The organism is Amycolatopsis sp. NPDC104587, from assembly GCF_055583645.1.
This window is the reverse complement of the sequence record NZ_JBVJNO010000012.1, coordinates 123,149-146,092: the sequence shown is the minus strand read 5'-3', so window position 1 is coordinate 146,092 and position 22,944 is coordinate 123,149. Positions and strand designations below refer to the sequence as shown.

Annotated in this window: 23 protein-coding genes; 8 read left to right on the top strand and 15 right to left on the bottom strand. The window is 70.0% G+C overall.

Annotated elements, in window-relative coordinates:
• Positions 1 to 207: 207 nt before the first annotated feature.
• The 6 genes from ACZ61C_RS33600 to ACZ61C_RS33575 form a co-directional block, all read right to left on the bottom strand.
• Positions 208 to 2,082: an AcrVA2 family anti-CRISPR protein gene (locus tag ACZ61C_RS33600; RefSeq protein WP_465311895.1), complete on the bottom strand. Its 1,875-nt coding sequence runs from the start codon at positions 2,080 to 2,082 to the stop codon at positions 208 to 210.
• A gap of 217 nt (positions 2,083 to 2,299) precedes the next feature.
• Complete coding sequence (locus tag ACZ61C_RS33595) at positions 2,300 to 2,884, bottom strand: hypothetical protein (protein ID WP_465311894.1); 585 nt, start codon at positions 2,882 to 2,884, stop codon at positions 2,300 to 2,302.
• Between the two features lie 81 nt (positions 2,885 to 2,965).
• Positions 2,966 to 3,814 (bottom strand): DUF6283 family protein, encoded by an 849-nt coding sequence (locus ACZ61C_RS33590; RefSeq protein ID WP_465311893.1) that lies wholly within the window; start codon positions 3,812 to 3,814, stop codon positions 2,966 to 2,968.
• Between the two features lie 740 nt (positions 3,815 to 4,554).
• Complete coding sequence (locus ACZ61C_RS33585; RefSeq protein ID WP_465311892.1) at positions 4,555 to 5,100, bottom strand: GNAT family N-acetyltransferase; 546 nt, start codon at positions 5,098 to 5,100, stop codon at positions 4,555 to 4,557.
• A 56-nt stretch (positions 5,101 to 5,156) separates the two neighbouring features.
• On the bottom strand, positions 5,157 to 8,483 hold the full coding sequence (locus tag ACZ61C_RS33580; protein ID WP_465312094.1) for an error-prone DNA polymerase: 3,327 nt from the start codon (positions 8,481 to 8,483) through the stop codon (positions 5,157 to 5,159).
• Positions 8,484 to 8,876: 393 nt separating this feature from the next.
• Positions 8,877 to 9,779 carry a helix-turn-helix domain-containing protein gene (locus tag ACZ61C_RS33575; protein WP_465311891.1) on the bottom strand — a complete coding sequence of 301 codons (903 nt, stop codon included), beginning with the start codon at positions 9,777 to 9,779 and terminating at the stop codon, positions 8,877 to 8,879.
• A 101-nt stretch (positions 9,780 to 9,880) separates the two neighbouring features.
• On the opposite strand from ACZ61C_RS33575, the gene ACZ61C_RS33570 reads away from it, so the two are divergent.
• The 7 genes from ACZ61C_RS33570 to ACZ61C_RS33540 all read left to right on the top strand — a co-directional run bounded on the left by ACZ61C_RS33570 (position 9,881) and on the right by ACZ61C_RS33540 (position 14,677).
• The gene (locus ACZ61C_RS33570; RefSeq protein WP_465311890.1) at positions 9,881 to 11,242 is read left to right on the top strand and encodes an MFS transporter; all 1,362 of its coding nucleotides are present in this window, start codon (positions 9,881 to 9,883) and stop codon (positions 11,240 to 11,242) included.
• A 26-nt stretch (positions 11,243 to 11,268) separates the two neighbouring features.
• A complete protein-coding gene (locus ACZ61C_RS33565; RefSeq protein ID WP_465311889.1) occupies positions 11,269 to 11,589 on the top strand; it encodes a carboxymuconolactone decarboxylase family protein in 321 nt (106 codons plus the stop codon).
• The gene (locus ACZ61C_RS33560) at positions 11,586 to 12,359 is read left to right on the top strand and encodes a glucose 1-dehydrogenase (RefSeq protein ID WP_465311888.1); all 774 of its coding nucleotides are present in this window, start codon (positions 11,586 to 11,588) and stop codon (positions 12,357 to 12,359) included. The genes ACZ61C_RS33565 and ACZ61C_RS33560 overlap by 4 nt, the downstream gene beginning before the upstream one ends.
• Before the next feature lie 34 nt (positions 12,360 to 12,393).
• A complete protein-coding gene (locus tag ACZ61C_RS33555; protein ID WP_465311887.1) occupies positions 12,394 to 13,416 on the top strand; it encodes a zinc-dependent alcohol dehydrogenase family protein in 1,023 nt (340 codons plus the stop codon).
• 20 nt (positions 13,417 to 13,436) lie between these two features.
• Positions 13,437 to 13,844, top strand: coding sequence for a (R)-mandelonitrile lyase (locus ACZ61C_RS33550; protein ID WP_465311886.1), 408 nt, complete (start codon positions 13,437 to 13,439; stop codon positions 13,842 to 13,844).
• Between the two features lie 314 nt (positions 13,845 to 14,158).
• Positions 14,159 to 14,356, top strand: coding sequence for a hypothetical protein (locus ACZ61C_RS33545; RefSeq protein ID WP_465311885.1), 198 nt, complete (start codon positions 14,159 to 14,161; stop codon positions 14,354 to 14,356).
• A 165-nt stretch (positions 14,357 to 14,521) separates the two neighbouring features.
• Complete coding sequence (locus ACZ61C_RS33540; RefSeq protein WP_465311884.1) at positions 14,522 to 14,677, top strand: hypothetical protein; 156 nt, start codon at positions 14,522 to 14,524, stop codon at positions 14,675 to 14,677.
• A gap of 37 nt (positions 14,678 to 14,714) precedes the next feature.
• Here ACZ61C_RS33540 and ACZ61C_RS33535 read toward each other — a convergent pair whose 3' ends face one another.
• Entirely contained in the window at positions 14,715 to 16,907 is a 2,193-nt protein-coding gene (locus ACZ61C_RS33535; RefSeq protein ID WP_465311883.1) for an ATP-binding protein, read from the bottom strand.
• A 77-nt stretch (positions 16,908 to 16,984) separates the two neighbouring features.
• Entirely contained in the window at positions 16,985 to 17,638 is a 654-nt protein-coding gene (locus ACZ61C_RS33530) for a toll/interleukin-1 receptor domain-containing protein (RefSeq protein ID WP_465311882.1), read from the bottom strand.
• A 728-nt stretch (positions 17,639 to 18,366) separates the two neighbouring features.
• Here ACZ61C_RS33530 and ACZ61C_RS33525 point away from each other — a divergent pair.
• A complete protein-coding gene (locus ACZ61C_RS33525; protein WP_465311881.1) occupies positions 18,367 to 18,855 on the top strand; it encodes a hypothetical protein in 489 nt (162 codons plus the stop codon).
• A gap of 110 nt (positions 18,856 to 18,965) precedes the next feature.
• Here the strand turns inward: ACZ61C_RS33525 and ACZ61C_RS33520 are convergent, their stop codons facing one another.
• The 7 genes from ACZ61C_RS33520 to ACZ61C_RS33490 form a co-directional block, all read right to left on the bottom strand.
• On the bottom strand, positions 18,966 to 19,163 hold the full coding sequence (locus ACZ61C_RS33520) for a hypothetical protein (RefSeq protein WP_465311880.1): 198 nt from the start codon (positions 19,161 to 19,163) through the stop codon (positions 18,966 to 18,968).
• A gap of 267 nt (positions 19,164 to 19,430) precedes the next feature.
• Positions 19,431 to 20,309, bottom strand: a complete 879-nt coding sequence (locus ACZ61C_RS33515; RefSeq protein ID WP_465311879.1) for a Scr1 family TA system antitoxin-like transcriptional regulator — start codon at positions 20,307 to 20,309, stop codon at positions 19,431 to 19,433.
• An 87-nt stretch (positions 20,310 to 20,396) separates the two neighbouring features.
• Positions 20,397 to 20,699 (bottom strand): helix-turn-helix domain-containing protein, encoded by a 303-nt coding sequence (locus tag ACZ61C_RS33510; RefSeq protein WP_465311878.1) that lies wholly within the window; start codon positions 20,697 to 20,699, stop codon positions 20,397 to 20,399.
• The gene (locus ACZ61C_RS33505) at positions 20,696 to 20,872 is read right to left on the bottom strand and encodes a hypothetical protein (RefSeq protein WP_465311877.1); all 177 of its coding nucleotides are present in this window, start codon (positions 20,870 to 20,872) and stop codon (positions 20,696 to 20,698) included. The genes ACZ61C_RS33510 and ACZ61C_RS33505 overlap by 4 nt, the downstream gene beginning before the upstream one ends.
• A gap of 35 nt (positions 20,873 to 20,907) precedes the next feature.
• A complete protein-coding gene (locus ACZ61C_RS33500; protein WP_465311876.1) occupies positions 20,908 to 21,228 on the bottom strand; it encodes a hypothetical protein in 321 nt (106 codons plus the stop codon).
• Positions 21,215 to 21,589 carry a hypothetical protein gene (locus ACZ61C_RS33495; protein WP_465311875.1) on the bottom strand — a complete coding sequence of 125 codons (375 nt, stop codon included), beginning with the start codon at positions 21,587 to 21,589 and terminating at the stop codon, positions 21,215 to 21,217. The genes ACZ61C_RS33500 and ACZ61C_RS33495 overlap by 14 nt, the downstream gene beginning before the upstream one ends.
• A gap of 358 nt (positions 21,590 to 21,947) precedes the next feature.
• Positions 21,948 to 22,940: a helix-turn-helix domain-containing protein gene (locus tag ACZ61C_RS33490; RefSeq protein ID WP_465311874.1), complete on the bottom strand. Its 993-nt coding sequence runs from the start codon at positions 22,938 to 22,940 to the stop codon at positions 21,948 to 21,950.
• Between the last annotated feature and the right edge of the window lie 4 nt (positions 22,941 to 22,944).

The following is a 22,944-nucleotide window of genomic DNA, read 5'->3' as shown; positions in this document are numbered from 1 at the left end:
AACCGAAATCTCCGAAACCACGATATGCCTTTGCGGCCGAACGCCGGGGGAGGGCCCCGCCTGTGTGTGTTCTGCGCCAGGTCTCAGCTGGCCCGGGGCTTGGCGGTGTTGTCAGGCGGCCGGCGCGAGGGCGAGCGACGACTCGAGTGTGATGAAACGCCGGGAAATGGTCCTCGTTTCCAGGCATGGCTCGCATCTCGTGGTCGCTTAGGACGTGGGCAGGTGAGGTCCGAGGTAGCCGATGCAAATCAGCCCGGTGTCGTTGAGCGCGTCGAGGAAGTGCAGGCGCGGGTGCGGCGGTGACTGGCTGATACGGATGTGCGGTAGATACAAGGCCTTCCCGGCCGGATTTACCACCTCGGGCGCCACGCGTTCGCGTTGGCGTCGAAGACGTGGGTTGGTCAACACCGTCTCGCTTTCGCTCCTCGCGACCTGCGCCGACGAGATCTTGGCCCCGTCGACATCGGCCTCGAGATAGGCTATGAAGCTACGCAGCGACGTCGGCGGCGGTCCCGCGTGCGCGGCGCGCGCCCGGGCCGTCGCGTAGGCGGAGAGTGCTTCGATCGCCCGCCACGTGGTCGCCATCCAGTCCCGCCGGGCCGGCAACTGGGAGGCGAGTCCCTCGAGCTCGGGGCTGCACCACAGGTACGGCAGCTTGGCGGCCGCCTTCACCAGCTCTGTCCACGACGCCCACTCGGTCTGCTGGCCGGGTTCGTCCTCAGCAGTTTCGCCGTCGGCCGCCGCGGCGAGGAGGGCTGGTGACCAGCCGGAGCGTTGCTCATGGCGGTCCAGTTCGGCGCGGGCGTGCTGCAGCTGCGCGGTCAGGTCGTCGATGACCGCGCGCGCCGCGGTGTTCTCCTCCTCGCGTCGCCGCAGCTGCTGCTGCAGTGACACGAGGTGCTGTGGGCTGCCGACGGTCGCGGCTTCTGCCCGGTAGCGCAGGACCGCGCCGGTGAGGCGGCGACGCGCCGCGGTCAAGCGCTCGATTTGCGTCTGCTGGGCGGTCGCGCGGGCTTCCAGTTCGATGGCGTGCGCCTGCAGGGCTTCGTTGGCGCGCGAGGCGTCCAGCAGGCCGGCGCGGAGCTGGGCAAGGTCCGTGGCGGTGGAGGCCAAGTGCTGGTCGAGGTGTTCGTCGGCGCGTCCGAAGATCAGCGCGGGTTCGGCGGCTCCCTGCGCCCAGATCGTCTGGAAGCGCGTCGGCCCGAGATCGTCGCTGCCGTTCTGACGGGCCTCGTGCAGTGCGGGCCCGAGATCCCAGCCGACGGTGAAGATCTGCGCCGGCTTGGCCTTCCCGTCCTTCCCGCCCTGACGGTTCTTTCCCCGGCGGTGCGGGGCCGGGCGGTTCGCGATGTCCGGGTCGGTGCTGCAGAGGTAGAGCAAGACGTGCAGGGCGGCGTGGGTCAGCTGGGTGATCCAGGTTTTGACCGCGCCAGTCGTCGCTATGGTCGCGGATTCCAGCGCGAACGCTTGAAGGGTGTTGTCGGTGGCCTGCTCGATGGTGAAGCGTTCACGCCCGACGGGCACGGTGAAGCGGGTGAGGTCGACATCGAGCTGTTTGCCCTGGCTGTCGAGCAGACTGGTCGCGGCCATGACGCCGAGGGCGTCACGCTGGGGATCGTCGGTCGAGCAAAGCCGGCCTTGCGTCTCGGCGCGACGCCCGAAGAAGTAGAAGGCCACGACGCGACCGTCGTGGCCGTCCGGGGTCGTGACCGGCAGCGGCTGCGGAAGCACCACAAGCGGGTTGGGACGCGGAACACAGGTGAAGATCTCGCCGGGCAGTTCGCCCGAGGTGCTGTCTTCCAGCTCGGCCAGCAGGTGCGGGTGGATCGCGTAGACCGTGCGCTTGGAGGTGCTCCAGAGCTGGTTGATCGCCGCGGCCATGATGCTGCCGTAGAGGTTTGCGTGCCATCGCTCCGGCACGATGGACGGCACGATAAGGCGAGGGGCGCCGCCGGCGACGTCGCGCACCAGAGTCCAGCAGTCGAACTTGCGGACAAACTTCTCCTGGCCGGCCATCCACCACGCCAGGCGGTCCACGATGGCCGGGGCCTGTTGGTTCAGGCCCAGCTCGACAGCCGACATGATCTCGGTTTCTCCCGGTCTAGGGTCGCCGTCGCACGAGACGGCCAGAGCTTTCGACACCTGGGGCTGCGGCCCCCGGCCCCGTCCGCAGTGACTGAGTGTAATACCGCGTGTGCTGGGTCAGTGCCGCGCGGTCAGTGTCGTGCCGCCGCGGCTCGTCGCGCGCCTGAGCGGACCCCGCATCCGTCAGCCGGCTTGCTGCGGGATCCTGTCGGGATCAGTACCGGGCGCAGCAGTGGCGGTTGGGGTGCGCCGAGGTGATCGGCGCCGTTAGGGCGTCGGAGGCGGAGCTCACGTCGGCGGGGTTTCCCGCCGGCCCGAGTGAGCTTGTTGGTAGGCCGTGGGTGAGCAGGTCCCAGCCGGTGCGGTGCTGTTCGAACAGCACGGTGTGGGTGCCGAATCGGGTCTCGTGATCGCGCAAGTAGTCGGCGCTGAAGGGCAGACCGAGGTAGGCGCGTCCGTCGGCGTCCCAGGTCGGATCCTCGACCGTGCCATCGGGCTGGGCGCACCAGGCGTGCTCCACCGGGAATCCGGCGGTGTGGAGGGCGAAACCCTCGACGTACACCAGCCCGTAGGTTTCGGCGTGCAACGTGGCGTTGCGGTAGCAGCGCTTCGGGAGACCCTGGGCGCGGTCCGGTGGAAGGGGCTCTGGGGTGAACCAGCGTCCGTGTTCGAGCACGAGCGCTTCGACGCTCGCGTGCCGGCGGTCCGGTCGCGGCGGGTAAGCCTCGGCCATCGCCTGCAGGAAGCTGGTCAACGTCGCCTGGCGGGCCGCGAGCGGGCCGGCATCGAAGGTCGTCACGCCCGGACCGTCCCGAACGTCAGCGCCAGGCGCGGGGGTGGATTCGCAGCTGGTGGAAGGTGTGCCGTGCATCGTGTCGTCCTACGCCTGCTCGCGCACGAGCGGGACAGGCTCGAACACTCCGTCGTCCAGCACACCGGCGGCTGCGAGGGCGCCGCGCAGCTCCTCGGCGAGATCGGTGGCGTCGATGCCGGTGTCCTCACCGGAGCACTCGACGACGAACGCGCGGATCACCTCGGTGGCGGACTGATCGCCGGGATGATGATCGTGGCCAGGGACGTGCAGGTGCCCGGCTGCGGCGAGTCGGCCGGCCAGCAGCGTCGCGTCGTCGGGAATGGCGTCACCGAGGTCCATGCCGGCACTGGCCACCATGAAGCCGCGAATGATCCCCGCTGCCCGCGACACAGCCACTGCGGATCGGTCGAGGGCGATCGCGTCGGAGTCGGCGGGCGCCGTCGAGGAGTCCGTGTCGAGGTAGGGGCGGCTGTCGCGGCACGGCGCGAGCACCGGATCGTTAGGGTCGACGCCGTTGGCGACAGCCATCTCCCGGTAACTGTCGTACAGCGGTCGGTCGCTGGAGACCGCGGTGGCAACGTCGGGCCCGTGCATGCGGACGGCCAGGTTGTGGGCGGCGCCGCGCAGCAGGAAACCAGCGCAGGTCAGCGGATCGTCGGGCTTGCTGCCGTGGCAGCCGAACCTACACGTGGCCTGGTCGTAGGTGGTGCGGGCGGAGAACCGGAAGACCTCCGGCGGGAACGCCCCGACCGACGAGTCGCGCAGCCACGGACACCGCAGGCAGGGTTTCTCCTGGTAGCCCCCGCCGGGGGCTTCGATCGTCGTGACACCCCACCCATCGGCGCCGGGACGTACACGCACCACACGGGCGCTCGGCGGTGCCGGTTCTGTGGTGTCTTCGGGCGTGTCGGGCACGGCGGCTTCTCTCCCCTCGGTGGCGTGTGAGGGAGTGTAGTGCGTCGCGTCCGCGATCTTTTCGTTGTTCCGACCGAGCCCGACGTCGCCGGTGTGCGCCGTCGGTGTTCGGAGAGTGCACAGCGAATGGAGGATTCGCTCACGTGCAGAGACGGCGTTAGTCAACGCCTTGACCGAAGGTGGCAAAATACGACCCGGTCGGCTGCAGGTTACACACTGCTAGGGCCTCATTTGCATGTCGCGATTTTGCTTCCGAGGGGATGACCGTAAGCTCACGCGGCCACGGTCTGTTTTCCGTGGTCGAGCCGGAGAACGTCTCCGGTGTCCCGTCGATTCCTCGACGGGAGTGGCACAAAGGGTGGTGGTCGGTTGCCGCGCGAAGAGCGCTGCAGCAAAGAGAAACCAGTCAAGCAACACCGACACGAGCTCGTGGTCAGCGTCAGGGTGAACCTCACGCTGACCACGAGCCATCTCGCAATCGCTCTGCTCCTAGTGCTTCTGGCTTCGCATCCTGGTAAGTACCTGTAGCAAGCGATTCTTGCGGCTCGGGGCGCGATCCACGGACCGTGCCCCGAGCTTACCCAAGTTGGCCAAATTCACGAAATTGGCCAAATTCACCATCTGCCGTTGCTGACTGGAACGACGTCAGCGGCGGATGTCGGGATGAGCCTGAGGAGGCAATTGGCGAACAACTGGGCTGCGACCTCAACGAATATGCTGGTCAAGTCCCGCAGGGTTCGCTACTGCCGTTGATGGACGCAAGACGTTCCGGGGCGTGGATACGAGATGCGGGCACGGAACGCCTGCGCCACGGCGCCGTCGGGCAGCGGCGCGGTCCGGCGGTAACCGGCGGTGCGGACGTGGGCCGCCTCGATGAGCGTGCGGCCGTAGCCGAGCCGGCGGTACCCAGCGACGACGTGGACGTAGTCGACCGATGCGACCCGGCAGGCGGGACAGCAGGTCAGGGTGAGGGTGGCGACGACCGCGCCGTCGAGCACCAGCTCGAGCCGGCCCGTCAGGGCGCCGGCCGGGGGCGGATGCGCGACCAGCACAAGCCCCTGCTGCGGCGCGGCCTCCGGCGGATGCCGGACCATGACATCGAGGTGGGCCCATTCGGCCAGCCGACGCTCGGCGGGGTCGAGGGCTTCGATGCGGCGGCAGACCTCGCAAAGGGTGCAGTGGAGCCGATAGCGGTGGCTGTAGGGCTGGGTCATGCCGTAGTGCGTCAGGTAGTCCTCGCGCAGGCACCGGGTGGGGATGCCGTTGGCGGGGCGGATCGGGAGCAAGTCGCCGTACTCGCCGCGCGCCCCGGATGCGACACCGCCGACAGGCTGCCCGGTGGTCACCGGAAGTCACGCGAGGGCGCGGTCACCATGGACAGGTCCAGCGCCTCGATCCGGTCGGCGACGAGGGTGACGACGCCTTCAGCGGCCTGGACCTGCCCGCGGATCAGCAGCGCCGAGCTGGCCCGCGCGACCAACCGGTTGCGCTGCCACAACCCCGGCGAGACCAACACGTTGGCCATCCCGGTCTCGTCCTCGAGGTTCAGGAACGTGATCCCGCCGGCCGTGGCGGGTCGCTGCCGGTGGGTGACCGCGCCGCCGACCCACACCCGCGTTCCATCCTCGACCTGAGCGAGCTCGGCGGTGGTGATGGCGCCGCGTTCGGTCAGCAGCGTCCGCAGGTACTGCACCGGGTGGGAGCCGGGGGAGACGCCGGTGGCCCACAGGTCCGCGGCGGTGACCTCGAACCGCGTCATCCCCGGCAGGGCCGGGGCGTCCAGCCCGGGCACGATCCCGGGCAGGTGACCGGGCCGGGTGGTCGCGGCGGCGCCGGCGGCCCACAGGTCCTGGCGGCGGTCGCCGCCGAACCCGGCGAATGCCCCGGCCGTGGCGAGCGATTCGACAGCGCAGCGCTTCAACTGGACGCGGCCGGTGAGGTCGCCGATGCTCGCGTACCGGCCGTGGGCATGGCGCTCGGCGACGATCTGCTCGGCGACGTCGTCACCGAGATGACGGACGCCGGCGAGCCCGAGCCGCAGAGCGACGCCGCCGGTGCTGTCGGGGTCGGGTTCGAGGGTGGCGTGGGCGAGGCTTGAGTTGATGTCGGGTTCGCGGACGGTCACGCCGTGGCGGCGGGCGTCGGCGACCAGGGTCTGGGGTGAGTAGAAGCCCATCGGCTGCGCCCGCAGCAGCCCGGCGCAGAACGCGGCCGGGTAGTAGTACTTGAACCAGGCGCTCGCGTAGACCAGCAGCGCGAACGACATCGAGTGCGCTTCCGGGAAGCCGTACCCGGAAAAGGCGTGGATCTGCTCGAAGATCCGCGTCGCCAGTTCGCGGTCGAGGCCGTTGCGCGCGCAGCCGCCGAAGAACCGCGCCATCAGCGCCTTCATCTTCGCGCTCGACCGTTTCGCGCCCATCGCGCGGCGGAGCTGGTCGGCTTCGGCGCCGGTGAAGCTCGCGACGTCGACGGCCATCTGCATCACCTGCTCCTGGAACAACGGCACCCCGAGCGTCCGATCCAACGAGCCGGCGAGCAACGGGTGAGCGTGCTGCCACTCCTCCTCGCCGCGGCGGCGCCGGATGTAGGGGTGTACCGAGCCGCCCTGGATCGGCCCGGGCCGGATCAACGCGACTTCGACGACGAGGTCGTAGAACTTCCGCGGCCGCAACCGCGGCAACGTCGCCAGCTGCGCCCGGGACTCCACCTGGAACACCCCGACCGCGTCGGCCTCGCAGAGCATGTCGTAGACCTTCGGGTCGGCCAGGTCGAGCTTGCCGATGTCCACCGTGGTGTCGTGGTGCTCGGCGACGAGGTCGATCATGTAGTGCAGCGCGGAGAGCATGCCGAGGCCGAGCAGGTCGAATTTCACCAGGCCGACGGTGGCGCAGTCGTCCTTGTCCCACTGCAAGATCGACCGATCGGCCATGGACGCCCACTCGACCGGCACGATCTCCGACACCGGCTGCTTCGAGATCACCATCCCGCCGGAGTGGATACCGAGGTGGCGCGGGAAGTCCTCGATCCGCCCGGCGAGCTCGAGCACGTCGGCGGGGATCTCGCCGGCGGTCTGCTGTTTCGTCGCGGCGACGCCGCCCCAGCGGTCGACGAGCTTGCCGTAGGCGTCCTGCTGGCCGGGGCTGTGCCCGAGCGCCTTCGCCGCGTCCCGCACCGCGGAGGGTGCCCGGTAGGTGACGACGTTGGCGACCTGCGCGGCGTGGAACCGGCCATGTTTCTCGTAGACGTACTGGATGGCTTCTTCGCGGCGGTCGGACTCGATGTCGATGTCGATGTCCGGCGGCCCGTCCCGCTCCGGCGCCAGGAACCGTTCGAACAGCAGGTTCCACTGCACCGGGTCGGCGTGACAGATCCCGAGCGCGTAGCAGACCGCCGAGTTCGCCGCGGAGCCGCGGCCTTGGCAGAGGATGTTGGCTTTCTTGCAGAAGCGGACGATGTCCCACACCACAAGGAAGTAGCCGGGGAAGTCGAGCTGCTTGATCACGTCCAGCTCGTGCTCGAGCTGCGCGTACGCCCGCGGGTTCTTCTCCCGGGAGCCGTATCGGGTGGCGGCGCCGGCCCAGGTCAGGTCGGCCAGGAACGACATCTCGTCATGCCCGGCGGGCACGTCGAACGGCGGCAGGTCCGGGGCCACGAGCTGCAGGTCGAACGCCACCTCGACCCCGAGCACCGCGGCCCGGCCGACGGCGCCGGGGTAGCGGCGCTCGAACCGGCGCCGCTGCTCCATCCCCGAGCGCAGGAACGCCTGCCCGGACGGCGGCCGCCAGCCCTCGAGCTCCTCGGCCGACCGCCGGGCGCGGACTGCGGCGACGGCGTGGGCGACCGATGCGTCGGTGGGGGTGGCGTAGTGGACGTTGTTGGACACGACCGTCGGCAGCCGCAGCTCGCGGGCGAGCTCGTCGAGCGCGTCGTTGGCCGCGTCGTCGAGGGGCTGGCGATGGTTGATCAGCTCGACGGCGACGTGGGAGTGGCCGAACCAGTCGACCAGACGGGTCAACTCGGCCCGCGCGGCGGCGGCGCCGTGCTGGGCGAGCGCGCGGCGCACGGGGCCTTTGCGGCAGCCGGTGAGGACGACGACGTGCCCGGCCAGCTCGTCGACCACCTCCTCGAGGTCGTAGACCGGACGGCCTTTCTTGCCGCCGGCGATCTGGGCGTGGGAGATGACGCGGCAGAGCCGGTGGTAGCCCTCCTGCTGCCGCGCCAGCACCAGCAGGTGCGATCCGGCTGGGTCCGGCTCGCCGGCCTGCGGCGCGGGCAGGTCAAGCGAGAGCTCGGCGCCGAATCCGACCCGGACGCCGAGTTCGCGGGCGGCGTCGTTGAACCGGACCGCCCCGTACATCCCGTCATGATCGGTGAGCACCAGCGCGTCGAGCTCGAGCCGAGCGGCCTCCTCGACGAGGGTTTCGGGGTGGGAGGCGCCGTCGAGGAAGCTGAAGTTGGAGTGGACGTGCAGCTCGGCATAAGGAGCGCGGAGGCGTTCGCCGCCGTCGTCGCGGCCGCGACGGTCACGCAGGTCGTCCGGTGCGCCGGCGTAGCCCTCGCGCTTGCGTGACCAGGCCGGCGAGTCGCTGCCGTCACCGAGCATCGGCGGGCGTCCGGAGGCGATCCGCTCGACTTCAGACCAGGGCACGCTCGGGTTGTTGAACGCCACGACAAGCTCCCACACCACACCAGGATCGCTGTGGGAAGCCAGCGACTACAGTTCGAACGCAAGTACGACTACGCCGCCCGATCCTGAGCCATCGGAACTCCGGTGTCAAACTGTGACGACAGGTGATAGTTGGCATCTACAGAGGACAGTTGGCAGATTAGAGCTGGCCGAAGTCAGTGCTAGGCAGAGCGTGCAGCACGTGGCTATGGCGACAGCCGCTGAAGCTGGTGATGTGGCCGGCTCGCGCGGCGGGCTGTCGGGGGATGCGAACCTGCCCGAAGTCGCACGGGTCGGCTCGTGATTGCACGGTGAGGGGCGGGGCTGGCGCGTCCGACGGATGAAGCGCACGTGCACTGACGCTTCCTCGGGAACGTGGCTAGGCGAGGCGAACCGCTACTTCGCTGGGGTGGCCGGCTGTGAGACGCTGGCTGCCCAGTTGGCCAGCAGCTGGAGCCGCTCGGCCGAGTCGGAATCGGGACGGGCGGCGTAGGCGGTCAGCGTCAGTCTGGTGTCGGCGGACAGTTCCATGGCTTCGAAGTCCAGGGTGAGTTCGCCGACGACCGGGTGGCGGAAGCTTTTGGTGCCGGTGCGGTGCAGGCGGACGTCGTGGGCGGCCCAGCGAGTGCGGAAGTCTTCGCTGCGGGTGGACAGTTCGCCGATGAGGTCGGACAGGTCGCGGTTGTGCGGGTCGCGGCCGGCTTCGGTGCGCAGGATCGCCACCGGCGTCGCGGATGAGACTTCGTAGTTCGGGAAGTAGTCGCGGGCCGCGGGGTCGAGGAAGTGGAACCGGGCGAGGTTGGGCGGGGCGGCTTCGCTGGTGCGGGTGGGACTGTCGAATACCGGCGAGTACAGCGCACGGCCGAGCAGGTTGGTGGCCAGGATGTCCAATCGTCCATTGCGGACGAACGCGGCCGTGGTGGTCATGCTGTCGAGGATCTGCTGCACGACTGGGCGGACGCGGTACGTGGATCGGCGGCGCTGCCCGGTGGCGGCGCGGGGCCGACCGGTGGCGTTGGCGGCCCGGGCGAGGTCGAACAGGTAGACCCGCTCGGCTTCGTCCAGCTGCAGTGCTCCGGCGATGGCGTCCAGGACGCTGTCGGAGACGCCGGCGAGGTTGCCCCTCTCGACGCGGGTGTAGTAGTCGGCAGAGACACCGGCGAGCATCGCGACCTCTTCGCGGCGCAGGCCCGGTACCCGGCGGTTGCCGCCGTAGTGCTGCAGCCCGGCCTGCTCAGGCGTGATCTTGGCCCGGCGGGTGAGAAGGAAGTCGCGGACCTCGGTGCTCTTGGCGTTCACGTCCTCCACGGTACGACGCGCCCCGAACGCGAGGGGGGTTCTGTCATGACCCGGAAAGACGCGACCTGCCGCGCGCACGGACACCGGCGTTGCATCGAGGTGTGAGCACTTCCGCAGACATCACCACCGCACCCCGGACCGCGGCCACCTCGGCGTTCGCAACCCTGGCCGCAGCGCTGCTCGGGTTCTTCGTTGTCACGCTGGACGCGGTCATCGTCAACGTCGCCCTCCCGGCCATGCGTGCCGACCTCGGCGGCGGCATCACCGGCCTCCAGTGGGTCGTCGACGGCTACACGCTGACCTTCGCCGCGTTCCTGCTCTCGGCCGGGTCGCTGAGCGACCGGATCGGCGCGAAACGGGCCTTCGGGCTCGGCATCGGCTGCTTCGTGGTCGCGTCGCTGGCCTGCGGGCTCGCCCCCGGCCTGGCCGCCCTCGTCGTGTTCCGCTTCGTCCAGGGCGCCGCCGCGGCGGTGGTGATGCCCTCGTCGATGGCGCTGATCGGCCAGGCGTTCCCCGATCCGGTGAAGCGCGCCCGGGCGGTGGCGATCTGGGCGATGGGCGGCGCCGTCGCGTCCTCGGCGGGCCCGATCCTGGGCGGTCTGCTCACCTCGGTCAGCTGGCGGTGGATCTTCCTGGTCAACGTCCCGGTGGGGGCGGTCGCGCTGGTCCTGCTGACCCGGGTGACGCGCTCGGGGACGCACCGGGTGCCGTTCGACCGGGCCGGACAGGTCACCGGTGTCGTCGCCATGGCCGCGCTTGTCTGCGGGACTATCGAAGCGGGCCGCCGCGGTTTCACCGACCCGGCCGTGCTGGCCGCCCTGACGCTGGCAGTGCTCGCGGCGGCGGCGTTCGCCGTGGTCGAGGCCCGCGGAGCGCATCCGATTGTGCCGGCGGCGCTGGTCCGGTCCAGGACCGTGGTCGCGTCGGTGGTGATCGGGTTCGCGTTCATGGTCGGCTACTACGGGATGCCGTTCGTGCTGAGCCTGGTGCTGCAGCAGCGGGGGCTGAGCGCGCTGGACACCGGCGTGGTGTTCCTGCCGATGATGCTGGCCGGGCTCGTGCTGACCCCGGTCGTGCCGCGGGTGGTCGAGCGCACGGGCGCCCGTCCCGCGGTCGTGGCCGGGCTAGCGCTGATGACCGCCGGCCTGACGGTGCTCGCTGTCCTGCCCACGAGCGCTCCCACTTGGGTGACCGCTGTGGTGATGGTCTTCGTCGGGCTGGGCGGGCCGACGGTGATCCCGCCGGTGATCGCGGTCCTGCTTGGCGCCGTCGGTCCGGCGCGCGCCGGGACCGCGAGCGGGGTGCTCAACACCAGCCGCCAGCTCGGCGGGGCGCTGGCCGTCGCCGTGTTCGGTGCGCTGCTGGCCGGCCCGGCGGGGATGCGGATCAGCCTGCTGCTCGCCGCTGCCATCGCCGCGGGTGCGGCGCTCGTAGCGGTCGCGGGGCTGGGTACCCGCCACTGAATCAAGATCAACGAAAGGAACCCGACATGCCCGACAGGGCCCCCTCCGGCGCGGAGAAGATGTTCGGCGACTTCGCACCCGGTCTGGTGCACTTCACCGACGACGTCCTGTTCGGCGAGGTGTGGAAGCGCACCGAGCTGACGCCGAAGGAACGCAGCCTCGTCACGGTCGCCGCGCTGGCGACCAACGGCAACACCGAGCAGCTCGTCTTCCACCTCGGCCTGGCCAAGGAGAACGGCAACACCGAGGCCGAGCTGATCGAAGCGCTCACCCACCTGGCCTTCTACGCCGGCTGGCCCCAGGCGATGGCGGCCATGGCCGTGGCCAAGAGGGTGTTCCGCTCGTGACGGCGAACCCGGCCTACGACTTCAGCGGGCAGGTCGCCTTCGTCACCGGCGCCGGCTCGGGCATGGGCCTGGCCACCGCACGCGCCTTCGCCGAAGCGGGCGCCGCGGTCACGCTGGCCGACGCCAACACCGATGCCCTGCAGACCGCCGAGCGGCACCTGAGCGACGCCGGGCACCGCGTGCTGGCCCAGCGGTGTGACGTCGCCGACGAGAAGCAGGTCGCGGCTGCGGTGACGGCCACCGTGGAGCGGTTCGGCCGCCTCGACGTCGCGTACAACAACGCCGGCATCCAGGCACCGGTGACCGACGCCGCCGAGGAGACCGCGGAGGCGTTCGACCGCGTCAACGGGATCAACCTGCGCGGGATCTGGGCGAGCATGAAGCACGAACTCGCCTGGATGCGAACACAGGGCTCCGGCGCGATCGTCAACTGCTCCTCCCTCGGCGGGCTCGTCGGCCTCCCGGGACGCGCGGCGTACCACGCGTCCAAGCACGGCGTCATCGGCCTGACCCGCAGCGCCGCGCTCGAGTACGCGCCACGCGGGATCCGGATCAACGCCATCTGCCCCGGCACCATCGAAACCCCCATGGTCACCGCCATGTTCGACACCGGCGACCTCGACCGTGACCAGGCCGCCGCCGACCAGCCCATCGGACGGCTCGGCACCGCCGAGGAGATGGCCGCGGCCGTGCTGTGGCTGTGCAGCCCCGGCGCAAGCTTCGTCGTCGGCGTCGCCCTGCCGGTCGACGGCGGCTACACCGCCCGCTAAACCCACTACCGACTGATCAGCTAGGAGAACCCCCATGCGCGGAGCAGTGATCCACGCCCCCGGCGACATCCGCTTCGAGGACCGCGCCGACCCGTCCATCCAGGCCCCTACCGACGCGATCATCCGCCTGTCCGCCACCTGCGTGTGCGGCTCGGACCTGTGGGACTACCGCGGCATCAACCCGGTCACCGCGCCCACCCCGATGGGCCACGAATACGTCGGCATCGTCGAAGAGACCGGCCGCGACGTCACCACCATCCGGCCCGAGCAGTTCGTCATCGGCTCGTTCTTCGCCTCCGACAACACCTGCGACATCTGCCGCGCCGGCTTCCACACCTCCTGCGTGCACCGCGAGTACGTCGGTGCCGGCGGTGCCCAAGCCGAATACCTGCGCGTGCCGCTGGCCGACGGCACCCTCGTCGCCACCCCCGAGGTGCCCTCCGACGACCAGCTGCCCAGCCTGCTGGCCGCCTCCGACGTGCTGGGCACCGGCTGGTTCGGCGCCGTCGCCGCGGACGTGCGGCCCGGCTCGACCGTCGCGGTCGTCGGCGACGGCGCCGTCGGCCTGCTCGCGGTCCTCGCCGCCCGCGAGCTCGGAGCGGAGCGGATCATCGCCATGAGCCGGCACGAGCCTCGCCAGAAGCTCGCCACCGAGTTCGGCGCCACCGACATCGTCACCGAACGCGGCGACAACGGCGTCGCCGCGGTCAAGGACCTGACCGGCGGCCTCGGCGCGCACTCGACCATCGAAGCCGTCGGCACCCAGGAGTCGATGCTGCAGGCGATCCGGTCGACCCGTCCCGGCGGCGCGGTCGGCTACGTCGGCGTCTCCCATGACGTCACCCTGCCCGGCGAGGAGCTGTTCTACTCTCACGTCCGGCTCCTCGGCGGCCCCGCTCCGGTCCGGCGGTTCCTGCCCGACCTGATCGGCCGCATCCAGTCCGGCGCCATCGACCCTGGCAAGGTCTTCGACCTGCACCTGCCCCTCGACCAGGTCGCCGAGGGCTACCGGGCGATGGACGAACGCCGCGCCATCAAGACCCTGCTCCGCCCCTGATCCACCCGAAAGGACCCACCATGGAACACAGCTCCGTCAACGACACCGCCCACGCTCCCGCCGAACGGTTCACCGGCGACGTGTACGTCACCCCGATCAAGACGCCCACCCCGCCGTCGCGGCTGGTCGCGTCGCTGGTTCGGTTCACCCCGGGCGCTCGCACCAACTGGCACTCCCACGTCCTCGGGCAGACCCTGCACGTCACCGAAGGCGTCGGCTTGGTAGTCAACCGCGATGGTCAGGTGATTCGGATGCGCGCCGGGGATACGGTCTGGACACCGCCCGGGGAAGAGCACTGGCACGGCGGCACCAACACCACCTGCATGAGCCACCTCGCGATGCTCGAAGGTCCCGAGGAAGGCGGCGACGGCACCACCTGGCTCGAACCCGTCACCGACGTGCAATACCAGACCGCGCACCAGGAGTAACCCGACGTCAGTGACAGGACTCGGGGTACCCGCGACTTTGAGCTGCGAATGCGCCTATCGACGCTTCAGGCCGAATTCCGTGCCAACTAAGTCCTGTAGCTCGTGCCATCTGCCGTCTGCGCTGTCCTCGCACACCTGGTCGATGTAGCGCCTTCGTGCCAGCTAGCGTCGGCAGTCACACAAACCGGCGTGACGGCGGTAACCGCAGGTGAATGGGGGCAACACGCTTGAACGAGATGCGCGGCAGGAGGCGCTGAACGTGGTTGACTGCGCGATGGCACCATTAGGCCGAAAGATTGAACTGGGGAGGACGTATGGCGGACGAGCCGGACCTGACCGGAGCGACGGTGTACGAGGCCGCAGAGCGGCCGTCGCTCGGCGGTGGACGCTGGTACGCGTTGTCCGATGACACGACCTACTTCAAGCCGACGGACGGGCAACTACGCCCGTCGATCATCGCAGCGCACACGCTCCGCGATCGCCCCGTCTGGACCGAGGTCTCCGGCGACTGATCCGGTCGACGCGCGGTAGATCGCGTCGAACTCTGTCGAACGACAGGCCAGTCAGCCTCAGGTCTGTCCAGCTCAGTCATCGCTCGACAGGGGCAACGGTTTACGAAGTGTCCTCACGGGGCCGACCTGGTCATCGAGATCGACTCCGCACACAACCCGCGCAGGGTGGAGAAGCTGCAGTTCGCCCACGCCGCGGGCGCGGTCAGCAGCTGGATCCGCTGGCGGGCCGGCCCGCTGCACGAGATCCCCGGCGTCACCGTCATCGACCTGCGTCCCACCTCCGGCGGCGGCGCTCAGGACTCGTCGGTCCAAGCTCGGTAGAGGCTCCAGCCTGGACGCCTTCTACCAGCGTCGCGGTTCAGGTGTGGTCGAGGTCGTCGAGTTGGTGTTGGACGCGCTCGGCGTCGGCGTCGCGGCCTTGGTCCCGGTACAGCTCCAGCGCCTCCCGCCACACCGCGCGCGCCTGCTCATACTGGCCGAGGGCAGCGTGGGGATGGCCCATGCTGTCGAGGTTGTCCGCGACCTGGTAGGTGTTGCCGAGGGTGCGGCGCAGGGTGAGGGCGTGGTGGTAGTGGTCGAGGGCCTGATGGTGGTCACCGGTGTGGTGCGCGATGTAGCCCAGGCTGTCCAGGGTTTCTGCCTCGCCGGCGGGGTTGTGGTTGTGGCGGTGCAGGGTGAGGGCGGCCTGGCAGTGCTCGCGGGCGGTGTCGAACCGGCCCAGGCGCGCGGCGTACCAGCCCACCTGGTTGAGCGCGCCGGCTTCCCATACCGGCTGGTCGAGGGCGCGGTAGTGGTCGAGGGAGTGGTGAGCGTGCTCCAGGGCCTGCCGGTCGTCCCCCCGTCGTTCCCAGGCGATCGCGAGTGCCCGGTGGGTGTGGGCCTGTTCGGTGGGGTCGTGGTAGCCCACGGCTAGGTCCAGGGCCCGCTCCAGGTGGGTGGTGGCCTGCTCGTGCAGGCCCAGCCGGGAGCAGGCGAAGCCGAGGAGCCGGTGGGTGCGGCTGCGGGTGGCGGGGTCGGGCAAATGGTCGGCGGCCTCCAGTGCGGCCTGCCACGTGGTGACCGTGTCGTGCCGGTGTCCCCGCCGTAGGTGGAAGTCGGTCAGGTTCCAGGCCAGGTGCCAGACGGTGTGATGGTGGCCGAGAGTGGCGGCGGTGCGCTGAGTGGCCAGCAGGGTGGCGTGCTCGGCGTCCAGCCAGGCCAGCGCCGCGGCGGTGTCGGGCAGCGGGTGCGGGTGCACGCCGGGCGCCGGCGGCTCGGGTCGCACGAGCACGCGGTGGGGTTCCAGGAGGCGGGCGGCGGCGTGGGCGGTGTGCAAGTGGAAGTCCCCCACCCGGGTCAGGGCCGCGTCCCGCACCTCCTCGGTCAGGGTGGTGTGGGCGATGTCCGTGGCGTAGCGGCGGATCAGGTCGTGCATCGCGTAGCGGCTACCGGGTCGCAGTTCCAGCAGCGAGGCGTTCTCCAGCCCCTTCAGCGTCCGGCGGGCGGAGCGGGCGGGCAGGCCGGTGAGGGCGGCGGTGGCGGGTGGGGTGGTGTCGGGGCCGGGGGCGATGCCCAGCAACGCGAACACGGTGCGCTGGGTGTCGGTGAGGTAGCGCAGGGACCAGGACAGCACGGTGGGCAGGCTGGCGGCCGGGTCGGTGTCGTGGTCGAGCGCCTCCAGGCCGAGGTCGCGCAGTTCGGCGGCGGCTTCGGCCAACGCGATGTCGGGGCGGGTGCCGGCGGTGCGCGCTGTGATCGACAACGCCAGCGGGTGGCCCCCGCACAGCCCGATCAGCTCGTCCACCGCCTCGGGTTCGGCTGCGACGCGGTCGGCGCCCAGGCGGGCAGTCAGCAGGCCGCGGGCCTCCTCGGGGGACAGGACGTCCAGGGGCAGGTGGCGGGCGCCGTGCCGGTCGATCAGCGAGTCCAGCCGGTGCCGGCCGGTGACCAGCACGGTGCAGGACGGTGAGCCGGGCAGCAGGGGGGCGACCTGGTCGCTGGTGGCGGCGTTGTCCAGCACGATGAGCATTCGCCGCCCGGCCACCTTGCTGCGGTAAAGCTCGGCTTGGGCGTCGAGGTCGGTGGGGATGCGGTCGGGCTCGACGCCTAGGGCGTCGAGGAACCGGCGCACCGCTGCCGCCGGCTGCACCGGTTCGCCGGTGGGGCTGAAGCCGTGCAGGTCGACGAACAGCTGCCCGTCGGGAAACCGATCCAGGTGCCGGTGTGCCCAGGCCAGGGCGAGCCAGGTCTTGCCGATGCCCCCGGCACCGCCGATCGCCGAGACCAGCACCGTCGCCCCCGCACCTGCCGGGCCGGCGGTGGAGGCTGCGGTGGTCGCTTCCCGCGTGTCGGTGCCTGGTCCCTGCGGTGCAGGGGCGTCGGTGAGGGCGCGGTCCAGGCGGGCCAGTTCCGCGGTCCGGCCGGTGAACTGTCCCGGTGCGGCGGGCAGCTGCCGCGGGATGGGCGGCGCGGGTCGCGGTGGTGGCGGGTGCAGGTTCAGGTCGCCGTGCACCACACCGACGGCGGCACCGTGATCGGTGGCGACGAGGTCACCGTGGATGCTCGTGGTCACCGCGGTGCCGGCGTCCGGGGTGGTGCCGGGGTGGGGCGGGTCGGCCGCCGACGTGGTGGGCCCGTGGTCCGCGTCGGCTAGCGAGGGTGGTGCGGCTGCTGCGCAGAAGGCGGTGGTGTGCCGATGGTGAAGTGGTCGCCGGTGGCCGCGCCGATCGTGATTCCTGCTCCAGTGCCGTGCACGCCGCCGGTAATGTTCACGCCTCGCGACCCGGGAGCGCTGGTGCCGGTGGCCGCCGAGTCCGAGGCGCTCGACGATGAGGTGCCTAGTGCAGGTTCGACCTCACGGAGTTGGTGGACCAGTGCGCCGATGTCGAGACGGGTGCGTTTGCGGCGCACCCGGACGCCCTGGCAGCGCGCCAGGGCCCGGATGCCGGCGGGCAGCTCGTCCTCGAGTGGGTGCATGGCGTCGCCGACTAGAACCGGGACGACCCGCACCCCGGCCGCAAACGCCTCGGTGATCTCGCGGTGGATCCAGTCGGCCGGGTCGTCGATCCGCCGTCCTCCAGCCGGGGTGGTGAGGGTCAGCCAATCCCGGTCGATGACGACCAGCAGCACTCGGCAACTTCGAACCCGGTTCAGCAGTTCCTCGACATAGTCCGCGCCGGGCGAGATGGAGTAGCAGTCCAGAAAGACCTGCTCGCGGCCGAAGGCTGCGGTGAGGTCCCGGTCGAGCAGCTCGCTCATGCTGCGGCTGTCGTCACTGCGGTAGTTGATGAACACCTGACCCACAGCGGCTCCCATCCGCACCTTGTTCCGCACTGGTCGATTGCCGATGATCAGGATGCCCCATCAGGAGCACAAACGCCCGCCCCAGCACCCGCGGTGGATAGAAACTGTCCACTATGTGACCAATGGCCGACGTACCTGCATGGGTCACGGGGCGCCCGACGCCTAGCGAGGTGGCAGGTGGCCGGGGCGGGTCCGGGGGCCGGAGCTACCTGAGGTTGGCACGACCAACTCGGCAGCTAGCCTGCTCTCTAGCGAGAGCCCGATATGAAATGGGCCAAGTAGTCTGACGCGAACTTCCGTCGGTCGCGTCAAACTACCTGGCCTGTTCCAGCTCACCGCGCCGCGGCAGGCCAGTTGCACTGTCGCTCGACAGAGCGACAAGCTAGTTGGTCATCCGACAGGCATTCTGGTCACTCTCGTGGCCGCGCGACATCGAACTTGGCCATTCGGCGGGCCTCAAGCCGAGTGTGATCACGCGCTGCGGCCTTCGAGCTGGGTGACATTGTCGGTCCCTACGGTGTCGGTGCTCGGGGTGCGACAGTCGGCTAGAGGGGAGAGCGCGGCGCGGTCGTTACCGTCGGTCGAGGAATCACCCTTGACCGTGTGGGCCTACCAAGGCTCCCGGCCAAGGCCGTGCACCCACGCCTTGTCCAGCACGTCCTGGTGGACGAACGTCGGGCCGCCGCATCACCTGGCGGTTTCGCGTCTCGAACGCCAGTCTTGGACGTATGAGCACTATCTGTGTCGCGCTCGTCGCGGCGGTAGCGTCGCTTGGCGGTGTCGTGATGGGATCGGTACTCGAGCCGATCAAGTTGGCCGCCGCCCGACGGGCTCGTGCGCGTGAACTGCTTATGGAGAGATGCACGAGCTTCGTCGAGGCTGCGGTCAAAGCACGACCCCGGTCCCTTCAGATCAACCGTCTTCACCGAAAGGTCAATGGTGGCAATGAGGTCGACGCAGACGACCTTCGGACGGCCGAAAAGGACTACTGGCAGGCTCGTGATGAGATCATTCGGCTGGCTAACGTGTTTCAACTGAGCGGCCCAAGACATGTTGCTGACCTCTCTCACGATGTCCGCAACGCCGACTACGGGGTCCGCGAGAATCATCAGGCGCCCGATCGAACTGGGCCTGGCTCGATCGATGACGCCGTGGATGCGCCGGACGACTCGATCAAGAGCTTCATGGAGTCTGCCCGTCGGCACATGCAGCGGTGAATCGGCTGGCGGGCGCCGCGAGCTAGCTCTCGTGGATCTTGTTCCGCAGGGGTAAGGCTGACCTACCGCGACTTTCCGGACCGGAAAGTCGTGCCGGGGCGCCGGATCGCTTAGGTCACCAGACCGCGACCTTCGGCGAAGGCCATCACGCGCATCGGGGACTTCGGCTTGGCGACGTTGTTCGGCGCGCCGTTCCACGGCACCAGCTCGAGGACGTCGTACACGGCGGCCAGCTCGGGCAGAAGGTCGTCGGGGAGCGCGCAGATCTGGTCGAGGACGCGCGGGTCCGTCTCGATGCGGTACGCCACGAGGGCTCTACCGGCGGAACAGCGCGCGCATGTCGTCGAGCGACACTCGCCGACCCGCAGCCGCGCGGTGTGTACGCGACGGGCGGCGTCGTGGAAGTAGGTGCAGGGCCAGAACCGGCCTGCGCGTGTAGGGCAAACCGCTGGCGCCCCGGGCTCGGGCAGGTGCCGGGCCAGGTCGTTGATCGCCTCGGCGGCCCGCCCGGCCGGGCTGTCCGCTGCGAGAATCACCCCGGCCATCGGCCGGACGTTCGGCCCCTCCATCGCGGTTCACGCCATTCCCTGTTGCCCCGTCGGCGTCAGCAGGCCGCCGGAACCGGTCGAGGCCGGCGAGAAGGTCGCGTTACTGCGTGAGACCGATCCTCCGGGTGGTACCCATTGTTCCGCTTGGGTTTGCAGTGAGCGCACGAGGCTGCTGTAGGTCTCAACGGTGGCTTCGTGGGTGAAGAACGCACTGCCCTTGACGTGTTGCACTGCGACCGCGAATGCGTCACCGTCGTCGCCTTCGTAGACGACGAACGGTTCGAGCAGGCCAGGTGCGCATCGTGCTGCGGGTACGAAGGACACGTTGCGCTTGGCCGGAGTTGTTGCAGCGGCGATCTGAGCGCGCAGTTCGGCTGGGGTGCAGATGCCGGGTCGTGTCGCGGCCTCCCCGATCAGATAGGTGTAGCGCGTTCGTCGCGAGGTCGACGACGTGTGCTGAAGTGACGGTGCGGCAACGGATCGCATGTCGCGCTGGTGGTCGGGAGGCATGGTCTCCCGCAGTGCGCAGGAGTAGGCGATTGTCCGCAGCGCTTCGGGGAACACCATGGGTGACCATTCGAGCACGTGGGCTGAGTGCTGTTCGTAGGCTGCGCGTAGTACGTCTGCCTCGTGGTCTGTGGAGGTGACGAGGTCGCTGTGGCGGACGTGTGCGGCGAGTTTCATGAGTCGTTGGTGGTCGGCTGGTGGAACCTGCAGGTATCCGAGAATGTGCGCGACCGTGGTGTCTTTCGGTGTTCGCTGGCCGAGTTCGAAGGCGGACAGTTCGCCGGCGTGCAGGCCGAGTCGGTCGGCGAGCTGGCGGACGCTGAAGGTGGTGCCGTGACGGGCCTCGCGCAGGCCGCCGGCGAGCGCGATGACTGCCGGCCGGACGATGAATTCGGGCATGGTTCGAGCGGTTCCGTTCAGGTGCGGAGTGCGTTTTGGTGGTCATGTTGGCGGTGCGCGGCGCGGCCGCGGGTCGGCCGGGAGTTTTCAGCTCGGCTTGCCGCTTCGGCGCAGCGGCACACCTTCGGCGATCAGCATCTTGCGGGCCTGGCCGTAGCTGTGCCCGTAGATCGCGCCGACCTGACGGATCGTGGCGCCCTCGCGGTACCTGGCCTCCATGCCGGGTGGCATCGGCGGAAGCTGGATCTTGGGTGGGCGCAGCTGCACGCCGTTGGCGATGAGCGTGTTGCGCACCTGCCGGTAGCTGTGCGGCATCGACGCCATGATCGCGTTGATCGTCTCGCCGGCCTCGTACCGGCGGCACACCTCCACCACCTCGTCCGGGCTCACGTCGGCTTCCCAGCGCCGCGTTCCGGCGCCCGGCGGCACGGCGGGACGTACACGGTCAGCTTCGCCAGGCACGTGCTGCACTTCCGGGCGTCGGGGTGGACCGGCGTGCCGCACGCCTTGCACGTGAACTTCAGCGGGAGCGGCGCGCGTTGGACGCTCAGCCTGACGGTCATCGGGACACTCCGGGCTCGACGGGCATCTGCGTGCATCACGGCGCCGTCGGGGCGTCGATGAGCGCGTCGATCACCTGGGCGGGCTCGAGTGCGACCGCGGCCAGGTAGAGCCGCGCGGCGACGTACTGGCAGTGGTCAGCGAGCCCCATGATGTCGACGGCGGCGTCGTCCGGGAAGGCGGCCAGCCGCTCGGCCATGGCGAGGATGATGCGTAGCTCGCGGGCGGCGTCGGCGGTGACCGTCGCCGGGTCCGGCCGGACTGCCGTAGCGACGCGCCAGCGCTGCAGCAGCCGCGCCCCGGCCTTGATCAGGTCGTCGCCTGCGTCGCGGCAGGCGTCGTGGTCATGGGTAGGCACAGCGGGTCACCACCTGGAAGACGTCACCGGCGAAGCCTCCAGTGACGTTGGTGCCGGTACGTGGGTGCGGAACTCGCGCCCACGTGTGCGTCGCGCACGGCGGGCACACCCGGATGCGGGGCGGGAGCACTCCGCGAGCGTCGATTTCGCAGCGCAGGCCGATCTCGCGCCGAGCGTGCTCGAGCGGATACCCGGGCCCGAGCAGGCACCACGGCCGCAGCAGGTCAAGCCGGCGGTTGGCGAGCTCGGCCACGAGGTAGAGGTGGGCGCGTCCGTCCGCGTCTAAGACGTGCCACGCCCACCGCGCGCCGGGAGCAAGCAGCTCCAGCCGCGTGAAGGGGCGCTCGTCGATGGCGGTCATCGCCACCGTTTCGGCAAGGAGCGGGGCGCGCGGAACCTCGGCCAGTACGCCGCGTTGACCTTCTTCGCGGCGGCGGAGTCGGCCTTCGAGAGTGGCTCGCCGATCTTGCGCGGGCGCCTGAGCTGACGGAACGCGGCATCCACCTCGGGGGTGCACTCGTCCTCGCTGGTGGTGGGTGACGGCGCGGAGGGCGGGGGTTTGTCGGTGGCCCGGTCGGCAGAAGTTGGCCGGGTTTCCTGTCGGCCCTCGTCGGGGAGGGCCTGTCACCGTCACGCGCCGTCACGCCTGAATCATCGGACGTCCCATCGCGGCTGGTGAAGGGGTTGAGTGATGCGCGTGCTGATGCGCATCACCTGAATCAGCTCGCGGCGCTCGCCTGATCGAGTCCGTCGCGGTACTCGTTCGTCCACTCGGCGCCCTGCTGGTCCTGCGGGAGGTTGCCGAGACCGGTTCGCAGGTGGTCGACGGCCACCGGGTGATCACCGAGCGCGAGATGTGCGAGCCCGCTGTTCAGGCGCTGGAACGTGGGCGTCAGCCAGTACGCCGTGGCCGGCGGCTCGTCGCGTGCGGACTCGTCGATCATCCCGTCCGCGGTGTCGAGCAACCGAAGGGCCTCGTCCCGCTCGTCGATCTTCGCATAGCCCTGCGCGGCCTGAATCGCGTCGCCGATTCGCTGGGCGATGTGCGCGCCTGGGGTGTGGTAAGCGGTGAGGAACCCACGGATCATCGCCCGCGGCCGGCCCTGCTGCCGGGCGAGATAGCCGCGGAAGTTCAGCGCCTGCGCGGCGAGAGTGCCGTCCTCGGCCTCATCGGCCAGGCCCTCGGCCTGCTCCAGCAACCGCACGGCCTGAGCGTCCCGACGAGCTTCGGCGTGCAGCCATCCGGCGAACTGGACGTGCTCGGACGCAACACCCGCCAGCTGCAGCCTGAGCGGACCGTTCACCTCCTTCAGCAGGTCGCCCACCATCTCGGTCTGCGCCAGCGACGCCGGGATCAGAGGGACCGGGCCCAGCACGTCGTCGAGGCGCCGCTGGGCAGCGAGGCTGTCCGCCAGGGCGGCGATCGCGGCCTCGTCGATCCTGCCGGGGAATCGCACGCTGTAGGCGATGCGGTCACGCTGGTCGGCGTCCAGCGGGCCCACGTCGAGCGGGGACCACAGCGCGAGCAACTCGCCGTCGGCGCCGAGGACGTCGTCCAGCCGGGCGGCCGTGCTCTCTTCGGCGTGTTGAAGGCCGGACTCGTAGCGGGACAGCGTTGCTTGGGAGACGGGCACGCGTGATGCGAACTGGCGTTGCGACAAGCCGCTCGCCGTACGCAGACGGCGCAGCGCGTCGCCGAATGTCTCGGCCATCGTG

Excerpts from the sequence above, each read along its gene's own strand:
- ACZ61C_RS33495 (WP_465311875.1), bottom strand. The coding sequence starts at position 21,589 with ATGACCGCCATCGACGAGCGCCCCTTCACGCGGCTGGAGCTGCTTGCT.
- ACZ61C_RS33600 (WP_465311895.1), bottom strand. The coding sequence starts at position 2,082 with ATGTCGGCTGTCGAGCTGGGCCTGAACCAACAGGCCCCGGCCATCGTG.
- ACZ61C_RS33525 (WP_465311881.1), top strand. The coding sequence starts at position 18,367 with ATGAGCACTATCTGTGTCGCGCTCGTCGCGGCGGTAGCGTCGCTTGGC.
- ACZ61C_RS33550 (WP_465311886.1), top strand. The coding sequence starts at position 13,437 with ATGGAACACAGCTCCGTCAACGACACCGCCCACGCTCCCGCCGAACGG.
- ACZ61C_RS33545 (WP_465311885.1), top strand. The coding sequence starts at position 14,159 with ATGGCGGACGAGCCGGACCTGACCGGAGCGACGGTGTACGAGGCCGCA.
- ACZ61C_RS33555 (WP_465311887.1), top strand. The coding sequence starts at position 12,394 with ATGCGCGGAGCAGTGATCCACGCCCCCGGCGACATCCGCTTCGAGGAC.
- ACZ61C_RS33490 (WP_465311874.1), bottom strand. The coding sequence starts at position 22,940 with ATGGCCGAGACATTCGGCGACGCGCTGCGCCGTCTGCGTACGGCGAGC.
- ACZ61C_RS33505 (WP_465311877.1), bottom strand. The coding sequence starts at position 20,872 with ATGACCGTCAGGCTGAGCGTCCAACGCGCGCCGCTCCCGCTGAAGTTC.
- ACZ61C_RS33515 (WP_465311879.1), bottom strand. The coding sequence starts at position 20,309 with ATGCCCGAATTCATCGTCCGGCCGGCAGTCATCGCGCTCGCCGGCGGC.
- ACZ61C_RS33565 (WP_465311889.1), top strand. The coding sequence starts at position 11,269 with ATGCCCGACAGGGCCCCCTCCGGCGCGGAGAAGATGTTCGGCGACTTC.